Source organism: Streptomyces sp. GESEQ-35 (assembly GCF_017948485.1).
Lineage (GTDB): Bacteria > Actinomycetota > Actinomycetes > Streptomycetales > Streptomycetaceae > Streptomyces.
This window is the reverse complement of the sequence record NZ_JAFFSX010000001.1, coordinates 147,037-163,650: the sequence shown is the minus strand read 5'-3', so window position 1 is coordinate 163,650 and position 16,614 is coordinate 147,037. Positions and strand designations below refer to the sequence as shown.

14 protein-coding genes and 1 pseudogene are annotated in these 16,614 nt (G+C 68.8%); 11 read left to right on the top strand and 4 right to left on the bottom strand.

Annotated elements, in window-relative coordinates; translation table 11 throughout:
* The first annotated feature begins 367 nt into the window (after window positions 1-367).
* The 9 genes from KCH87_RS00795 to KCH87_RS00755 all read left to right on the top strand — a co-directional run bounded on the left by KCH87_RS00795 (window position 368) and on the right by KCH87_RS00755 (window position 10,406).
* Window positions 368-1,594, top strand: a complete 1,227-nt coding sequence (locus KCH87_RS00795) for an amino acid ABC transporter substrate-binding protein (protein ID WP_210583266.1) — start codon at window positions 368-370, stop codon at window positions 1,592-1,594.
* Window positions 1,594-2,478: a branched-chain amino acid ABC transporter permease gene (locus tag KCH87_RS00790; protein WP_210583265.1), complete on the top strand. Its 885-nt coding sequence runs from the start codon at window positions 1,594-1,596 to the stop codon at window positions 2,476-2,478. The genes KCH87_RS00795 and KCH87_RS00790 overlap by 1 nt, the downstream gene beginning before the upstream one ends.
* Window positions 2,475-4,307 carry an ATP-binding cassette domain-containing protein gene (locus tag KCH87_RS00785; RefSeq protein WP_210583263.1) on the top strand — a complete coding sequence of 611 codons (1,833 nt, stop codon included), beginning with the start codon at window positions 2,475-2,477 and terminating at the stop codon, window positions 4,305-4,307. The genes KCH87_RS00790 and KCH87_RS00785 overlap by 4 nt, the downstream gene beginning before the upstream one ends.
* The gene (locus KCH87_RS00780; RefSeq protein ID WP_210583261.1) at window positions 4,304-5,035 is read left to right on the top strand and encodes an ABC transporter ATP-binding protein; all 732 of its coding nucleotides are present in this window, start codon (window positions 4,304-4,306) and stop codon (window positions 5,033-5,035) included. Before KCH87_RS00785 ends, KCH87_RS00780 begins: the two co-directional genes overlap by 4 nt.
* Entirely contained in the window at window positions 5,032-6,129 is a 1,098-nt protein-coding gene (locus tag KCH87_RS00775; protein WP_210583260.1) for a hypothetical protein, read from the top strand. Before KCH87_RS00780 ends, KCH87_RS00775 begins: the two co-directional genes overlap by 4 nt.
* 84 nt (window positions 6,130-6,213) lie before the next feature.
* Window positions 6,214-7,416, top strand: coding sequence for a DUF5624 domain-containing protein (locus KCH87_RS00770; RefSeq protein WP_210583259.1), 1,203 nt, complete (start codon window positions 6,214-6,216; stop codon window positions 7,414-7,416).
* Window positions 7,417-7,433: 17 nt separating this feature from the next.
* Complete coding sequence (locus KCH87_RS00765; protein WP_210583258.1) at window positions 7,434-8,243, top strand: HpcH/HpaI aldolase/citrate lyase family protein; 810 nt, start codon at window positions 7,434-7,436, stop codon at window positions 8,241-8,243.
* Window positions 8,244-8,253: 10 nt separating this feature from the next.
* A complete protein-coding gene (locus KCH87_RS00760; protein ID WP_210583257.1) occupies window positions 8,254-9,126 on the top strand; it encodes an amidohydrolase family protein in 873 nt (290 codons plus the stop codon).
* Between the two features lie 185 nt (window positions 9,127-9,311).
* On the top strand, window positions 9,312-10,406 hold the full coding sequence (locus KCH87_RS00755) for an alpha/beta hydrolase (RefSeq protein ID WP_247195523.1): 1,095 nt from the start codon (window positions 9,312-9,314) through the stop codon (window positions 10,404-10,406).
* Window positions 10,407-10,466: 60 nt separating this feature from the next.
* Here the strand turns inward: KCH87_RS00755 and KCH87_RS00750 are convergent, their stop codons facing one another.
* Entirely contained in the window at window positions 10,467-11,030 is a 564-nt protein-coding gene (locus tag KCH87_RS00750; protein WP_210583256.1) for a dihydrofolate reductase family protein, read from the bottom strand.
* Window positions 11,031-11,376: 346 nt separating this feature from the next.
* On the opposite strand from KCH87_RS00750, the gene KCH87_RS00745 reads away from it, so the two are divergent.
* Entirely contained in the window at window positions 11,377-11,781 is a 405-nt protein-coding gene (locus KCH87_RS00745) for a S9 family peptidase (protein ID WP_210583255.1), read from the top strand.
* Window positions 11,782-12,035: 254 nt separating this feature from the next.
* Here the strand turns inward: KCH87_RS00745 and KCH87_RS00740 are convergent, their stop codons facing one another.
* Together KCH87_RS00740 and KCH87_RS48690 are read right to left on the bottom strand one after the other, a co-directional pair.
* Window positions 12,036-13,226 carry a cytochrome P450 gene (locus tag KCH87_RS00740; RefSeq protein ID WP_210583254.1) on the bottom strand — a complete coding sequence of 397 codons (1,191 nt, stop codon included), beginning with the start codon at window positions 13,224-13,226 and terminating at the stop codon, window positions 12,036-12,038.
* Window positions 13,227-13,592: 366 nt separating this feature from the next.
* A pseudogene (locus KCH87_RS48690) lies at window positions 13,593-13,838 on the bottom strand (metallophosphoesterase); the annotation flags it as partial.
* 119 nt (window positions 13,839-13,957) lie between these two features.
* Between KCH87_RS48690 and KCH87_RS00735 the strand changes: the two are divergent.
* Window positions 13,958-15,481: a hypothetical protein gene (locus KCH87_RS00735; RefSeq protein ID WP_210583253.1), complete on the top strand. Its 1,524-nt coding sequence runs from the start codon at window positions 13,958-13,960 to the stop codon at window positions 15,479-15,481.
* A 63-nt stretch (window positions 15,482-15,544) separates the two neighbouring features.
* Here KCH87_RS00735 and KCH87_RS00730 read toward each other — a convergent pair whose 3' ends face one another.
* A complete protein-coding gene (locus tag KCH87_RS00730; protein WP_210583252.1) occupies window positions 15,545-16,549 on the bottom strand; it encodes a LacI family DNA-binding transcriptional regulator in 1,005 nt (334 codons plus the stop codon).
* Window positions 16,550-16,614 lie beyond the last annotated feature (65 nt).

The following is a 16,614-nucleotide window of genomic DNA, read 5'->3' as shown; positions in this document are numbered from 1 at the left end:
GGGTGCTCGACGCCCCGGCCGACCTCGTCGGCTCAGGCGTTCTCCCGCCGTCGTGACCCTCCGCCTCACCGGCGCACCCTGCGCGGCGGGCGGCTTCACCCAGCCGGGACCTGGTTCTACCGACGAGTAGCGCTTTTTCAGGCAACCCTTGTCCGTTCCCTTGTCGACCCTTGATGTGCAATGTATACATTGCACATCAAGGGCGAGGGTGCCTGCGGGCACCCTCGACTGTCACCAGCCACAACCGGGCGGCGCCCCGCCCGGCGAGACGTTCCACGCGCAAGGGACAAGCGCCGGCGTGCGCCTACGGAACTGCGGGGCTGTCCCTGTGAACCGCCATCACGATCACCAACTTGAGGTGAATGTCATGCCAGGATTCGGTCGAAGCGGACAGCGCAACACCCTGCTCGGTGCGACAGCGGCGGTGGTGCTGCTGTTCGCCACCGCATGCGGGTCGGGATCGGGTTCGAGCAGCGCACCGATCAAGATCGGTGCCTCGTTGCCGCTGTCGGGCCCGGTCGCCGATGCCTCCAAACCCGCGTACGAGGGCTACAAGATGTGGCTCGACCAGCTCAACGCCGATGGCGGACTGCTGGGCCGAGACGTCGAACTGAAGGTGCTCGACGACGGCTTCGACCAGAACACCGTCGTCACCAATTACAACCGCCTCATCAGCCAGGAACGCTCCGACTTGCTGCTCGGCACCTTCTCGTCAAGGCTCAACCTGCCCGCCTCCGCCGTGGCCGAGCGCAACAAGATGCTCTACGTCGAGCCCTCCGGCGGCGCCGAGGAGATCTTCAACCGCGGCTACGACTACCTGTTCTTCGCGCAGCCCAGCACCTCGCTGGACCTGCCGGAGCAGTTCGTGCAGTACATCAAGTCACTGCCGGCCGCCCAACGGCCGAAGACCGCCGCATACCCCACCCAGGACGACCCCAACACCGATGTCACCGTCGCCGAGTTCCGCAAGGAGCTGACCAAGCTGGGCGTGAAGTCCGTCTACAGCAAGAAGTACGCCCCGGACACCGTCAACTTCGACTCCATCGCCAGCGCCGTGGCACGGGCCAAGCCCGACCTGATAGTTCACGGCGCGGTCGCCGCCAACGACGGCGCCGGGTTCGTGAAGGCGCTCCAGAAGCAGCAGTTCAGTCCGAAGATGATGTTCCAGACCAACGCTCCGAGCCTCATCGGGTCCTACCCCAAGGCGATCGGCGCGGCGAACACCGAGGGCATTTTCACCTCGGCCGCCTGGAGTCCGAAGGCCGACTACGCGGGCAACGCCGAGTTCGTGGCCGCTTACACGAAGGCCTATGGAACGGCGCCGGGTGACGACGCCGCCAACGCGTACACGGCGGGCCAGGTGCTGGAGGCCGCGGTCAAGGCCGTGGGCAGCCTGGACCAGGACAAGCTCGCAGACTGGCTCCACTCCCACACCGTGCAGACCATCGTGGGCCCGCTGAAGTGGGACTCCCGCGGGGTCCCGGACGGCAACATGCTGCTCGCCCAGTGGCAGAGCGGGAAGTTCGAGTTCGTCGCCCCCGCGGCTCAGACCACCGTGGACAAGGTGGTCAACCCGAAGCCCGGGTGGTCGTAGTGGGAACGTTCTTCCAAGCGCTGGTCCTGGGGCTGCTGGTCGGCGGTGTGTACGCCCTGGTCGCCTCCGGGATGAACCTCATCTTCGGCGTGATGAAGGTCGTCAACATCGCCCAGGGCGGCATGCTCATCCTCAGCGCCTACCTCACGTACACGCTGTGGAATGCCACCGGCATCGACCCCCTGCTCCTGGTGTTCATCACGACGCCGTGTCTGCTGGTCGTCGGCTGGGCCACGTACTACATCTTCATCGAGCGATCGCGGACCACCGACGCGTCGATGGCCATGGTGACGACCTTCGGACTCACACTCGTCACCAAGGGCGTCATCGCCCTGATCTGGGGCAACGAACCGAAGTCGGTCACGCCCGACTACGCCAACCGCTCCTTCTCCGCCCTGGGACTGAAGTTCCCGCAGGCGCAGGTGTACGCCTGCCTGGTCGCCGCGGTGGTCCTCACCGGCCTGTTCCTGCTGTTGCGCCACACCTGGCTGGGCAAGTCCATCCAGGCCACCGCGTCCAGCTCCGAGGGCGCCCGGCTCATCGGCATCGAGGTCCGCTCCGTGTGGGCCGCCGCCTATGCGCTCGGGGTGGCGGCGGCGGGAGCGGGCGGGACGCTGCTGAGTCTGCTGTACCCGTTCATGCCGAGCTCGGCCGACCACTGGATCGGACTGACGCTCGCCATCATCGTGCTCGGCGGCATGGGCAGCCTGCCCGGCAGCGTGCTCGGTGCCGTGGTCATCGCCGTCGCCGAGTCCCTGACCTCCACCTATGTGGCGCCCGACTGGGCCGCCGCGGTCCCGTATCTGGCCATCATCCTGGTGCTCGTGGTCCGCCCGCAGGGCCTGCTCGGCACCCGGCTGCGAGAGGACATGAGCCGCGCATGACCATCAACCGCCTGCGGGCATACGGGATAGGTCTCGCCGCCGTCGGCCTCGCCATCCTTCCGCTCGTCAATGACAACGCCTATCTGCAGAACATGGCGATCATGGCGTTCCTGCTGGCCGTCATGGCCTCCGGCTGGAACATCATCTCCGGCTACACCGGCTACATCTCACTCGGGCAGAGCGCCTTCCTCGGCGTCGGCGCCTACACCACCGCCCTGCTGTCCATCCACACCGGCATCTCCCCGCTGCTGGCAGCCCCCGTGGGAGGCGTCGTCGCGGCGGCCTCCGCCCTCGTCCTCGGCCTGGTCGGCCGGCGTACCCGCGGCATCGCCTTTGTCATCATCAGCTTCGCCTTCCTGGAGTTCACGGCGCTGCTGGTGTCCAACTGGGGATCACTGACCAACGGCAACCACGGGCTCGCACTGCCGCTGCCGACCTGGGACCGCGCGTATCTCAACTGGCCGTTCTACTACTACCTGTTGGGCCTGCTCGCGCTGACCGTGTGGGGCTCGTGGGCGATCCGCCGCTCCAAGTTCGGCATCGGGCTGATGGCGATCCGCGACGACGAGTCGAAGGCGGACGGCGTCGGGCTGCGCACCGACCGCTACAAGATGCTCGCGTTCGCGGCGAGCGCCTTCCCGATCGGCGTCGCCGGCGGCATCTACGCCTACTACGTCGCCTTCCTCGAACCGGCGTCGATGTTCGACATCGTCATCGCCATGCAGATCGTGCTCGCCGCACACCTCGGCGGAGTGGGCACGCTGTGGGGGCCGGTGCTCGGCGCGTTCATGCTGGAGCCGCTGACCCAGTTCACCAACCAGAGCCTCAGCGGTCCGGACGCCGGTTCGTGGCGCCTGATCATCTACGGTGCCCTGCTCGCGGCGATCGTCCTGTTCTTCCCCAAGGGTGTGCTCACCGAGGGCGCTGCCCGGGTGGCCCGATGGCGCCGTACCGGCCCGCAGGCGGTGGCCGGTACCCGCCTGACCGCGGTCCCCGAAGCCTTGCCCAGTGCCGCCGTGGTCCGTGACCGCACCCCAACGACGGCGAAGGGTCCGCTGCTGAGGGTGGAGGACCTGAGCAAGGCGTTCGGCGGGGTGCGCGCCGTCGACGGCTGCTCCTTCACCGTCGAGCGCGGCTCGATCACCGGACTGATCGGGCCCAACGGGTCAGGAAAGACAACGGTGTTCAACCTCCTCGACGGCAGCCTCGCGGCCGACGGCGGCAGCATCCACCTGGGCGAGCGGCGTATCGACCGGCTGCCACGCTGGCAGCGGGCCCACGCCGGGCTGGCCCGCACCTTCCAGGCCACCAGGGTGTTCCCCCAGCTCACCGCGCTGGAGAACCTCGCCGTACCCAGCCGCTCGTTCTCCACAGCGGGGCTGGCCGCCTCGGCGATCAGCGGCAAGGAGGCGGCGCGGGCCCGCGAATGGCTCGACTTCGTCGGGATGCAGGGGTACACCGAGCACCACGCGGGCGGACTGTCGTACGGGCAGCAGAAGCTCATCGAACTCGCCCAGGCCCTGATGCTGGAGCCCGAGATCCTGCTGCTCGACGAACCGGCCGCCGGCATCAATCCGGCGCTCGTGGAACGGCTCAGCGGCATCATCCGCAAGCTCAACGAAGCCGGCACGACCGTGGTGATCGTCGAGCACAACATGCCGCTCGTGCTGTCGCTGTGCGACCACATCCATGTCCTGGCCCAGGGGCACGTCATCGCCGGCGGCCCGCCGGGGCTGATCGAACAGGACCCCGCGGTGCTGGACGCCTACCTCGGTGACCACACACCGGGCCCGGGCACCACCCCGGCCACCTCGGGAGCCAACTCATGATCACCTTCAGGAATCTGGTGGCAGGCTACGGACGCGCCGGCGACATCCTGCGCGGCGTCGACTTCGTCGCCGCCGATGCCGCCATCACGTGCATCGTCGGCCCCAACGGAGCGGGCAAATCCACTGTGCTCAAGGCCTGTAGCGGACTGCTGCGTCCCCGCGGGGGCCATGTGCTGCTCGGCGACGAGGAGATCGGCGGTCGTTCTCCCGCGGAGATCCTGCGCCGCGGAGTCGTCCAAGTGCCCCAGCATCATGGGCTGTTCCCGTCCCTGACGGTGCGCGAGAACGTCATGCTCGGCGCCTACGTCAACCGCAGGGAACGCGAGCGCAACCGACGCCGGTACCAGGAGATCACGGAGCTCTACCCGCTCATCGCCGCTCGCGCGGAGGACAAGGCCGCGTCCCTCTCCGGAGGGCAGCGCCGCACCGTCGAGTTCGCACGCGCCCTCATGCTGCGCCCCCGTGTCGTCCTCCTCGACGAGCCGACACTCGGCCTCGACCCCAAGTCCAGCAAACAGCTCGCCGACTCCGTCATCACGCTCAACAAGGAGGGGGTCACTGTCCTGATGGTCGAACAGAACGTCCGGTTCGGCCTCACCCTCGCCGACCACGCCGTCGTCATGGAAGGCGGCCGCGTTCTGCACACCGGCGCCGCCGCCGCGCTGCTCGCCGACCCGGACATGGCCCAGCTGTTCTTCGGAGCCGCCCCCAGGCAGGAAGCCTCATGAACACATACCTGAACCTGATCCAGACCATTCCCGCTTCGGGAGCCAGGGCCGCCGAGGCCTTCCGTGTCGGCGACCTGGAACTGCTCGCCATCCCGCAACTCGCGTACGACATCCCTGGTACGCCCGCCCAGATGAACGGCGGCGACAGCGAGACGGAGATGCTGCTGCTGCGCCGGAACGGGGACCGGTTCGAGCAGTGGGGGACCCTCGCGGCGCCGGGCGGTGAGGACGCCGAGTTCTTCACCATCGGGGACCGGGCGTTCCTCGCGGTGGCGAGTATCCGCACCGGCGCCGGGCCGTACGACTACACCATTCCGTCCCTCCTCTTCGAATGGGACGGGGCACGGTTCCTGCCGTTCCAGGCCTTCGATGCCTTCGCCGCGAAGCAGTGGCGGCACTTCACCGTCGAAGGGCGGCACTTCCTCGCGCTGGCTCAGGGGGTGGCGCTTCCCCATCTCGCCGAGCAGAACCGGCCCTCCGCCATCTACGCCTGGGACGGCAGACGCTTCGCGCACTTCCAGGACATTCCTTCTCAATGGGCGTACAACTGGCACGCGTTCGAGGCCGGTGGGCACACGCTGCTCGCCCACGCCGACCATGTCGGGCCCAGCGTCCTGTACCGGTGGGAGGGGGGACGGTTCGTCCCGCGCCAGGACCTCGCCGCGGCGGCCGGCCGGGCCTTCGCCACGTTCGACGACCCCGCCGGCAGCGGTACGTATCTGGTGGTGGCCTGCATCGACGACGGTTCTCGGGTGCTGCGCTGGGAGTCGACGACCGGCCGGTTCGTGGAGCACCAGAAGCTCATGGGGGCGGGTGCGCGGGAACTCGCCGTCGTGCGCACCGCCCGCGGGCTCTATGTGATCCGGGTCAACTTCATCCATGGCGTCCCGGCCGAGCCCACGGCCGCGCTGATGTCGCAGGTCTACCGGTGGGACGAGGGCCGGCTGGACGTGGTCGAGGAGTTCCCCACCACGGGCGGCACCGACATCGCTGTCCTGGACTCCGCGGCGGGCCCACTGATCGTGCAGACCAATGCGCTGGCGTCCGATCTCCGGTTCGCCGCCGGGAGTTGCGTCTACCGCTTCATGGGCTGAATCCGTCCTGGGCTGAAGCCCCCGATCCGGCCCCGGCCGCGAGCGGTGGCTGTTCGACCCCTGCCTTGTGAAAGAGAGATCCACGTGTCCGAGCACGAAAGTCCCGAGCTCATCGATCTGTTCACCGCGTACACCGCCGGTCCGCACTCCATCGGTGCGCATCTGCGGGCCACGGCGGCCCGGGCTCATGCCCGCGACCCGCTCCTTGCGGTGACCGGCGCCGACATGGCGCTGTACCCGGGCGACGGGCGGCCGCCGACGGTCCTGCCCTACCGGCTGAGCAACCGCGGTTTCAAGGAGCTGGCCGCCGTCTCGCACCTGGGCACGGCGCTGGCCTCGCTCGTGGAGCTGTACCACCACGAGCCCGGCGGCCAGTGGCGGGCCGATGCCGCGAACCTGCTGCATCAGGTACGGCGTTCCCGCGCGGCCAACAGCACGGCTCTGTGGCGCGACCGGATCGCGGCCGTCTCGCACCGAGGCCGGGAGGAGACCATCGCCGCGATGGTCGACTACGCCTGCGCCGTGACCGAGCGGTATCTCGTGCGCGCGCTGGCCGACCCGTCCTGCCTCAACCACCCGACACTGCGCGAGGAGTATCTGGAGGACGGCCACCCGGACCTTCCGGTGTCCTTCAACCGGATCATGGTCGCCACGTTCTTTCTGGTCGGGATGGACAACGCGCACCGGCTCATCGCCTGGTGCGACGGCCAGAACATCGACTGGGCCCGCACCATGGTGGTCGTCGTCGGACAGATCGGGCGTCCCACCGCCGGAGTGACCTGGCGGACGAACGGAGTCGCCCGCTGCGTACTGGCCGCCTCCCGCAACACGTTGCCCCTCGACCGTCTCTACATCGCTCCGCACGCCCAGGGGTTCGCGACTCCCGTCGGGGGAGACCTCAGCGAGGTCGAGGCGTTGGAACCGGTGCTGCGGCAACTGTGGGCGGGTACCAGGGTGACCGTCGAACTCGGCGGGGCGATGTTCGAGGGCTACCCGGCCTTCTCTCCCGGCGACGGGCTCCCCGGGCACCTGGGCGAGCGAACCGTCACCCGGGCCGACGAAGTGATCACCGAGCAGCCCCGTATCGGCTCGCCCAAGGACTGGTTCGCCCTGGTCACCCGGTTGCGCCTGGTCATGGAAGACCCCCGCCAGCTGTTGTCGGGGGCTGTCACCGACTACGCCGCCCAGCAGCTCATCGCACACGGCAACGACCCACGCGCCGTCACCGTCCCCGGCCTCGATGACGAGCCCTACCCCGTGTACGGATCCACGTCCGCAGCGGCCTGACCCGAAAGCGACCGCCCATGTCACCACACCCCCACTCCGGCGGGTTCCTGGAGCGTCTGCACGCTGGCGAACCCACTCTCATGCTGATCGTCCGTACCAGCCGCACGATGGACGTCGTCCACATCGCGCGCTCGACCGGTCACCACGGCATCCTCGTCGACCTGGAGCACTCCACCATGTCGACCGATGTCGCCGCCCAGTTGTGCGCGTCCGCCGACAGCCTCGGGCTGACCGCGCTGGTTCGGGTTCCCGAGCGTGAGTACGGGATGATCGGCCGGATCCTGGACGGCGGCGCCCACGGGATCATCGCGCCGCGCATCGAGACGGTGGACCAGGCGCGTGACATCGCCCGCGCCTGCCGCTTCGCGCCCCGGGGCCGACGCTCCCAGACCAACATGGTCCCGCAGCTCGGTATGCGGCCCACGCCCGCGGGGGAGTTGAACCCGGCGCTCGACAACGCCACGATCGTGCAGATCGTGTTGGAGACACCGGCCGGTATCGCCAACGCGGAGGAGATCGCCGCGCTGGACGGCGTGGACATGCTCGCCCTCGGTGCCAACGACTTCACCGCGGAGCTGGGCGTGCCCGGCCAGTACGGCGATCCGCGCGTCCGCGACGCCGTGAAGACGATGACGGATGCCTGCCGCAAGCACGGAAAGCTCATGGTCCTCGCCGGTATCGGCGACCGGGCGACCGTCGACGCCCTCGTCCCACTCGGAGTGTCCTCGCTGCGCATCACCGGCACCGACACGGCCCTCCTCTTCGAGGCCGCGAAAGCCCATGCCCAGCAGGAACTCGCCGCCGCCGACCAGACCCGCTCAGAGTGAGGACAGACCCATGACCGCACTGCCCAAGCCATCACCCATGCGGGCGGCCGAGAGCAACACACCGCCGCGGTTCCAAGTGCCCCCCGACAGCTGCGACACCCACTTCCATGTCTTCGAGCCCGGCTATGCGCACGCGCCCGGCCGGCTGTACTCGTTTCCCGACGGGACCCTCCGGCAGTACCTGCGCATGACCGAATGGCTCGGCATCGACCGCATGGTCCTCGTGCAGCCCACCTACTACGGCACCGACAACAGCCTGCTGGTCGACGTCCTGAAGAAGGTCGGCAGCCACTGCCGCGGTGTTGTGCGCATCGAGGAGGACATCTCCGAGCAGGACCTCGACCTCTACCACGAGCTGGGCGTGCGGGCGATCCGCCTCGACCTGTTCGCCCGGGCCTCCTGGCCCACCGCCGACCTCATCGCATACGTCCGCAGGATGGCCGACCGCGCCCGGCCGCGCGGCTGGCACCTCCAGTTCTACACACCCGGGACCGTCGTACGGGACCTGCTGCCCTTCTTCGCCGACCTCGAAGACACCTTCGTCATCGACCACATGGGATACATGAAGGAATCGGACGGGCTGACGCGGGCCGACTTCGACCGCCTGGTGCGCGTCCTCGAAGGCGGGAGCTGCTACATCAAGCTCTCCGGGGCCTACCGCATCGCCCAGGACAAGCCGTTGTCCTCGGTCGAGTCCCTCGGCCGCGCCCTCGTCGCGGCCCGCCCCGACCGCCTTGTCTGGGGATCGGACTGGCCGCACCTGACCGACGGCCAACGAGACACCGGAGAACTGCTGAACCTGCTGGCCGACTGGGCACCCGAGGCGGCCGACCGCCACCAGATCCTCGTCGAGGCACCCGTGCGCCTTTTCTACAGGGACTGACTCCCGACCCGCTACGACCTGTCGATCCGTGCGGCCGCGTGACGGGTGCTCTGCCCGTCGGATTCACCGCCGCCGACCGAAGGAGAATCGTGACTCGCAGGCCGAGAAACATCCTTGCCGGAGCAGTGCTGTGCGGATTGGCTTTGGTAGCAGGCGTTCCAGGGCAGACGACGGCCCTGCCGCGCATGAACACAGCCGCGGCCGCCACCGCGGACTGCGACTCGCCCCCACCCTTCAGCGCGGGTTACCCCTTCGCGACCTCGGTGGCAACCGGCGACAACCGCACGAGCCGGGTCATCCGTCCCGAGGCGACCGAGCCGCAGATGCAGTGCGGGGCCAGGGATCTGACACTCCGCACGGACATCACCTATGCGACCGTCGAGGGAGCCGGCGGGCAGCCGCGCGAACTGAAGCTCGACATCCAGACTCCCAGGACCGGCGGCCGCCACCCGCTCGTCGTGTACGTGCCCGGCGGCGGATTCATCCGCGCGGACAAGACCTCCTTCCTCGGCAAACGGACTCACATCGCCGAGCAGGGGTATGTGGTGGCGTCCATCGAATACCGCACCACTCTCGACGAGGCGACCTACGTCGACGGCGTGGCGGACGTCAAGGCGGCGATCCGGTTCCTGCGCGCCCACGCCACCGAGTTCGGCATCGACTCTCGCAACGTCGCCGCCTACGGTGAGTCCGCGGGCGGCTACCTGGCCTCCATGGTCGGCACCACGGGCGGAGTCCAAGCGTTCGACCAAGGCGGGAACCTGGACGAGAGCAGCCGGGTCCAAGCCGTCGTCAACTGGTTCGGGGCCTCCGATCTCTCCCGGATCGCCTCCGACTTCGATCCCGCCACCAGAGCGTTCTACGAGAACTCCGTCGACAACGCACTGGTCAAATACGTCCTCGGCCCGGACAACCCGACCCGGCTCCTGGACGTACCGGACGCCGTCGCCGCAGCCAACCCGGCTACTTACATCGACCGGAGAGACCCGCCGTTCGTCCACTTCCACGGGACCCGGGACGGCGTGATCTCGCCGAGTCAGACCCTGCTGCTCCACCACGCGTTGCGGGCGAAGGGGGTGACGAGCACCAGGTTCGTCCTCAAGAACGCAGGCCACGGAAATCTCGTTCCCGACGGTGTCACGACCGCCCCCATGTGGACAACGAGCCAGGTCATGGGCCTTGTTACGGGCTTCCTCGGTAGTTCAGGGTGGCAGGCGTGGAGTGCGTCAGACTTTGTGGCAGGGTCCGAGGCTGACCGGTCACGAAGGGTGTCTGGGTGAGCAGATCGCAGAAGCCGTCCCGGCAGGTGTCCGTGGACGAGCTGATCCGTCGTCGGGCCCTCAGCGCCTGGTCTCGTACCTGGTCAGCAACACGCCGTCGGGAAACGTCCGGGTCTCCACCAGGCTCAGGTTCACCCAGTTGTCCAGGGCTGTGAAGAACGGCGTGCCGCCGCCCACCAGGACCGGATGGGTGACGATCGCGTACTCGTCGATCAGCCCGGCCCGCATGGCCGCCGCGGCGAGTGTGGCACCGCAGATGTCCATGGGGCCGCCGTCGTCGGCCTTGAGCCTGGTGATCTCGGTGACCGCGTCGCCGGTGACCAGACGGGTGTTCCAGTCGACCGTGCTGATCGTGGAGGAGAACACCACCTTCGGCATGTCCCGCCAGCGGCCGGCGTACTCGATCGCCGCCGGTGTGGCACCCGGCTGCTTGTCGGCGGTCGGCCAGTGGGAGCTCATCGTCTCCCACAGCTTGCGCCCGTACAGCGCCAGGCCCGTTGCGTCGACCCGGTCGGACCACCACTGGAACAGCTCGTCGCTCGGCACGCTCCAGCCGAGGTCGTCGCCGGGCGCGGCGATGTAGCCGTCCAGGCTCATGTTCATGGCGTAGGTCAGTTTCCGCATGGCGTCAGCCTCCCGTGAGTCGGTATTCGGCGTACAGACCAGCACGGCGCGCAAAAATCACCGGTCAGGCCACACCGAGGACCAGTTGACCACCACGCCAAGCAGCTGCTCCGCACGGTGAAAATCTCACTGACCGGAGGCTTAACAGTGGGCTCTGGCACAGATCTTGGGGAGCGGTCGCGGAGCGTCACTGGAGCAGGGTCATCTTCCGTAAGAGTTCGAATCCGGCACGTCCGTATAGCTGCCGCTTGATCTTTTTCACCCTGTTCACGGCGCCTTCGGTACCGCCGGAGCTCCAGTGCACGGTGAGTGGGGAGTTTGGCCACCGAGAGCGCCGTGCGGGGCGATGGTAGTGCGTGTCTGGCGTGGAGATGGCTGTGCCGTAGGAGGACGCGGAGACTCCAGAAGGGGATTGCACGCGGCTCGTTCACAGACCGCACACATATCCTCCTCGATACCGCCCTTCCTTCTCCTGCACGGCAGCGCCGACCCGTTGGTCTCGCCCAGTCAAACGCTCAACCTGTTCACCGCCCTCAAGGGCAAGGGAGTCGACGCCAAGCGCGTCGTTCTCACCGGAGCCGGTCACGGCGACATGACCGTCACGGAGGCGATCGCCCAGAGCTCGCCGAGTGCCTCCTCCGGCACCGGCACCGGCATCGCGTCCGCCGACGGCAGCAGCGGCGAAAGGCCCTGGTCCACCAAGAAGACGATGAGCTACATCACGGACTTCCTAGCCGGCCACCGCGGCTAGCCCGCCGCTAACTGCTCAGCGACGACCGCCTGCAGAAGCTGGCTACGACGCTCGGGGAAAGATTGCTCGTAAATCCCCAGGAGGACATGCGGCGCACGATGGTTCGCCATTAACGCTCGTGGCTTTCGGCGATTGACGGGTCGTCGGCGGCGGCCATGGAGCGGGCGAGGGATTTGCCGAAGGGGACGTTCAGGTAGTCGGCCAGCGACCCCGTGAAGGTGATGAGGTCCTCGCGCAGGGTCCCAGTGTCGGCATCATCGCCGGTCGACGGCCACGCGGAGTCCGCGGATCACATAGCCTCCTATCTCGTCCTGGAACGTGACGCGGGGCGGAGTGAGCATGCGGATGCCCTCAAGGGCAAAAAGGTGACCGAGGAAGACGTTGGCCTCCATCAACGCGATGTCGGCACCGGGGCAGCGGTGCGGTCCGTCGCCGAAGGACAGGGCGGCAGCGTATCGACCGGTCGTCGTCGGCCTGCCGGGCTGGACCGCTGTGGGGGTCTCGCCCACGGCCTCCGGGTCGGTGTTCGCCTCGTCCACGAAGATCTCGACGAGCGCGTCGCCGGGCACCGTGACCAACCCGTCGGTGCTCGGCACATCCAGGGCGCCGGTGGTCCGCCGCTTCAGGCGGGCGACCGCAGGCTCCAGGCGCAGGAGTTCGTGAATCACCGCCAGGCGTTCGCTCTCGCTCCCGGCCGTGTAACGCTCGCGCAGCGCGGCGTCGGTGAACAGATGCCATGCGGCGACGCTGATGAACTCGCGCGTGGTGACCATGCCGGCAGCGGCATAGGTGAGGCACTCGCCGAGGATCTCGGCATGGGAACAACCCTCGGCGATCAGGTGCGAGATGAGGTTGTCCGCGGGCCGTCTGCGGTGGGCGCGGACGGCTGGGCGGACGTCGGCGAGGTAGATCCGCAGCCAGTTGCTGTTCTGGCGGAACAGCCAGTAGATCCCGTGCCAACTGGTGAACCCGGGCCTGCCGAATTCCTCGGGGAAGAAGCGCTCCAGCCGACGCTGGATCCCGCGTCTGCTCCGCGTCAGACCGATCACCCCGCACGCCACATCGATCGAGACGCCGAAGGTGAGGTCCTCCAGCCATGCCTCGCCCTCGCTCTGCAAGGTGTTGAGGTGCTGGCGCGCGATGCGTTCGGTCAGTTCCCGGTAGTGCTCGTCCACGCGGCGGGGTGTGAAGTAGCGGGCGGTCTGACGGCGGTGTTCGCGGTGCTCAAGCCCGTCGCGGTACAGCACGGGCCGCCGGATCCGAGCCGGCAGCTTCTCCACGGTCTCGATCCCGAGGCCCGCCTGCACGGTGTCGGTGCTGCGCAGAACGGCGCGTGCCGCGTGATAGCCGCGTATCCGCCACGTGTCGTCGTCCCCGCGGTCGATCGGGCAGACGGGTCCGGCGTGATCCCTGCGAACCTTGCGTGCGTCGTCGGCTCGGTCCATCAACTGCTGCCTCCGTCGTAGTGTCGACACCCTGGTGGGAGGAGCACGCTGTCAGGCATGTGCGGTCAGACTTCAGGATGGGTGCCCTTGCCGCTAGTGCCTGTTCCGCCAGGGACCGTGGCTCGTTCTCGACACCGGGCCAGCTCCCGCCGGAAGGGCTGAGCGGACTCGCGCACATCGTGCCCGCTGCGACTCGTTGACGGCGATGGCGCGGGAGCGGACCGGATCCTGGCCGCAGCGAGACGGACCCGGTCATGAACGTCGCCCCCAGAAGGATGCCGGCACCATCGCCGTTGGCGGACGACCTGCCCCCTGCTCATGGACCGCCCCAAGCGGAGTGCCCGGGCGCCCGGTGCTGGCGAGCGGTGGGCTGCTGGGGGAGCGGAGCACGAGCAGGGTGATCTCGCTGGGGGCGAAGACGCGGAACGACGGGCCCCAGAAGCCGGTGCCGCGGCTGGTGTGGAGGAGAGTGCGGGTGCCGTGGTGGCTGAGGCCGGCGAGGGCGGGCTGGTCGATACGGACCAGGTGGTGGAAGGGCCAGATCTGGCCGCCGTGGGTGTGGCCGGAGAGCTGCAGGTCGATGCCCGCGTCTGCCGCCCGGTCGACGAATCGAATCCGGCGACGGAACGCAGCGGCTGCGGCTGCTCTTCGAGGCGGCCGGGTTGGCGGGGGCTGCGGCGGCCGTGACCTCCGGTGTGCAACCTTCGGGGCACCCCGCGCATCGAACGTGTATGAACCCTAGGTGCACGGCGTTCGGCGCAGTGCCGACTGCCGTGCTGCTCGCCCTGGCGCCCGGTGCGGCCGCCGTAGCCGACGATCCGTCCCCCCTGCCGACGCGGGCACACGCGACGATCAGCGCCGAACAGCAGATCAACCTGGGGGCGGCGGCGCAGCCGGCCACCGTGGGCTGGATGTTCTGGGACGGCGGGGCGCAGGTCCCGGTTCCCACGCACGACACGGTCGTCATCGATGCGCGTGACCTGGCGGGCGTAGCGGGCGTGGAGGTCGACGACCCGAGGTGCAAGGCCGACGGGCAGGTCTTCACCTGCGTCAACAAGGACGCCTCGCAGAGCCGGGACGTCGAGCTCACCCTGCGTGCGGACGCGGGCGCCGCCCCCGGCGACGGCGGCACGATCACGTACACCCTCACGGCGGACGATGCCACCGGCGCCACTGCGAAGACGAACGTGGTCGTCGGCACCCGGGACCTGGTCGTCGGCAGGCTGCCGGAGGTGACGGACGCCGGAATCGGGTCCCGGATCGATCTTCCGCTTCGGCTCCGCAACACCGGGGATCTGGCCACCGACCGGCGGATCATGCTGCGATGGGAATCGGTGGGCGGTCTGGTCTTCGACCGGAAGTTCTCCAACTGCGCCTACGGCGAAGGCGACGACCCCATCGAACCCGGCAGCCAGACATCCGTCACCTGTATCTTCCCGGCCCCGGTGCCCGCAGGGGCCGTCGTGGAGCTGAGCAGCCCCCTGACCGCCACCGTCGGCAAGCGTGTCCTGACCGCGGTGGTCGACTACTCGGTCAAACTGCTGAACCAGGGCGAACAACCCGGCGGCGGCAGTCACCAGGGCACCGGGCAGGCGCTCACTCTGGTGGAGGTGTCCGGAGCGGGAGGCGGATTCGAGAACGGTGCCGAGGGCGGGATCACCGTCTCGGCCGACAACTCTGCGGATCTCGCGGCCGATGCCAAGGCAGTGCCAGGCCGCAGGGCGGACGAGTGGACCCTGGACATCAGCGCCGTGAACCACGGCCCGGCCTCGGCGTACGGGATTGACCGCAGGTCCATCGCCTTGGTCGAGGTTGTCCTGCCCAAGGATGCGGTCGTGACCGGCACCGCTGACATGGAGCAGGAGGACGACCCTTACGGCCCCTGCCTGCTCTGGGTCAGCGGCACCGAGACGGCACCTTTCGAGGCGGGTCATCGGCATTACGTGTGCACCGTGCCGTTCGGTGTCGCCGCCGGCAAGAGTCAGCTGTTCGAACTGTCGGTGAGGACCGGCAAGGGGTACGAAGGCGCCAAGGGCACGGCGACCGTGCGTCCCGGCCCAGCCGGTTTCCCCCTTCATGACCCGGACGCCTCCAACGACAGCGTCACTTTCGCCTTCGGCACGTCGGCCACACCGTCCGGCGACACTCCCTCCACCAGGGGCGCGGGCCGCACGGCACTCGTCGCCACCGCAACAACGGGGGTCCTGCTGGGCGCCGTCGTCCTCGTCGTCCGCCGCCGCAAGCGTTCCCGCTGAAACGCCGGACGATCCGATGGGCAACCACCCCCTACTGACGTCCGTCGCACGGGGAGACCCAGGTCATCGCCGGCGGGTGGACAAGCGCCCGGAGCCGGTGGCGCGGGCGGTGGAGGCGCCGACGATCAACTCGGTGGCGATGCGCAGCCTTCGGGCGCGCTTGGGAGGGTTGGGCTCCTGGAGCAGGCGGATCGCCGCGATGCCCGCTTCTTCGAGCGGAACCCGTAGTGCCGTGGTGTCGGGACGTTCCGTGCTGATCGAGGTCAGGTCGTCCGACGCGGCCAGGCTGATGTCCTCGGGGACCCGCACACCGGCGTCGCGCAGCCCCAGATGCAGGCCGAGCAGCAGGTAACTGCTGTACGCCACCACCGCGGTGACGCTCCGTTCGGCGGCGATGCGTTCGGCGACGGCCAGCCCTGCGTCGATCCGGGGGGCGACGGGACCGAGCACGGTGAGGTCGACGCCGCTGCGGCGGGCGGCCTCCTCGACCGCGCTGTTGCGCCGTTCGGCCATCCATGAGCCCTCCGGGCCGCCCACGTAGGCGATGGCCCGGTGACCGAGGCCTGCCAGGTGCGTGACGATGTCCGCGACGCCACCGGGGGTGTCGATCAGGACGCCGGGCACCGCTGGCACGGTGCGGTCCACGGTGACGACCGGCAGTTTCGAAGTGAACTCCCGGATCGCCGAGTCCGGGCTCACCGGCGCTATGAAGACGAGTCCGTCGACGCGTGAGGCGAGCTTCCCCGCCAGCTCGTGCTCACTGCTCTGTGAACCCTCGGAGACGGCGAGCAGGATGTTGTCGCCGTGCTCGGACAGTGCGCGCTGCACGCCGGTCACGATCGGGGCGAAGTAGGGGTTGGCGAGGCTCGGGACCAGAACGCCGATCAGGCCGGTCCGGCCGGTGGTCAGTGCCCGGGCGCTCGCGTTGAACTCGAAGCCCATGGCCCCGGCGGCGGCCAGCACCCGCTCGCGGGTGTCCGCCGCGACCATGTCGGGCCGGCTCAGCGCGCGTGACGCGGTCGCCTTGGACACCCCCGCCGCGCGCGCGACGTCTGCCAGCGTCACCATCTCGCCCCCAGTGTGTGCGTAACGGGATCTTTACACGAGCGCGTTGACGCCTCGATCCGGCCGAA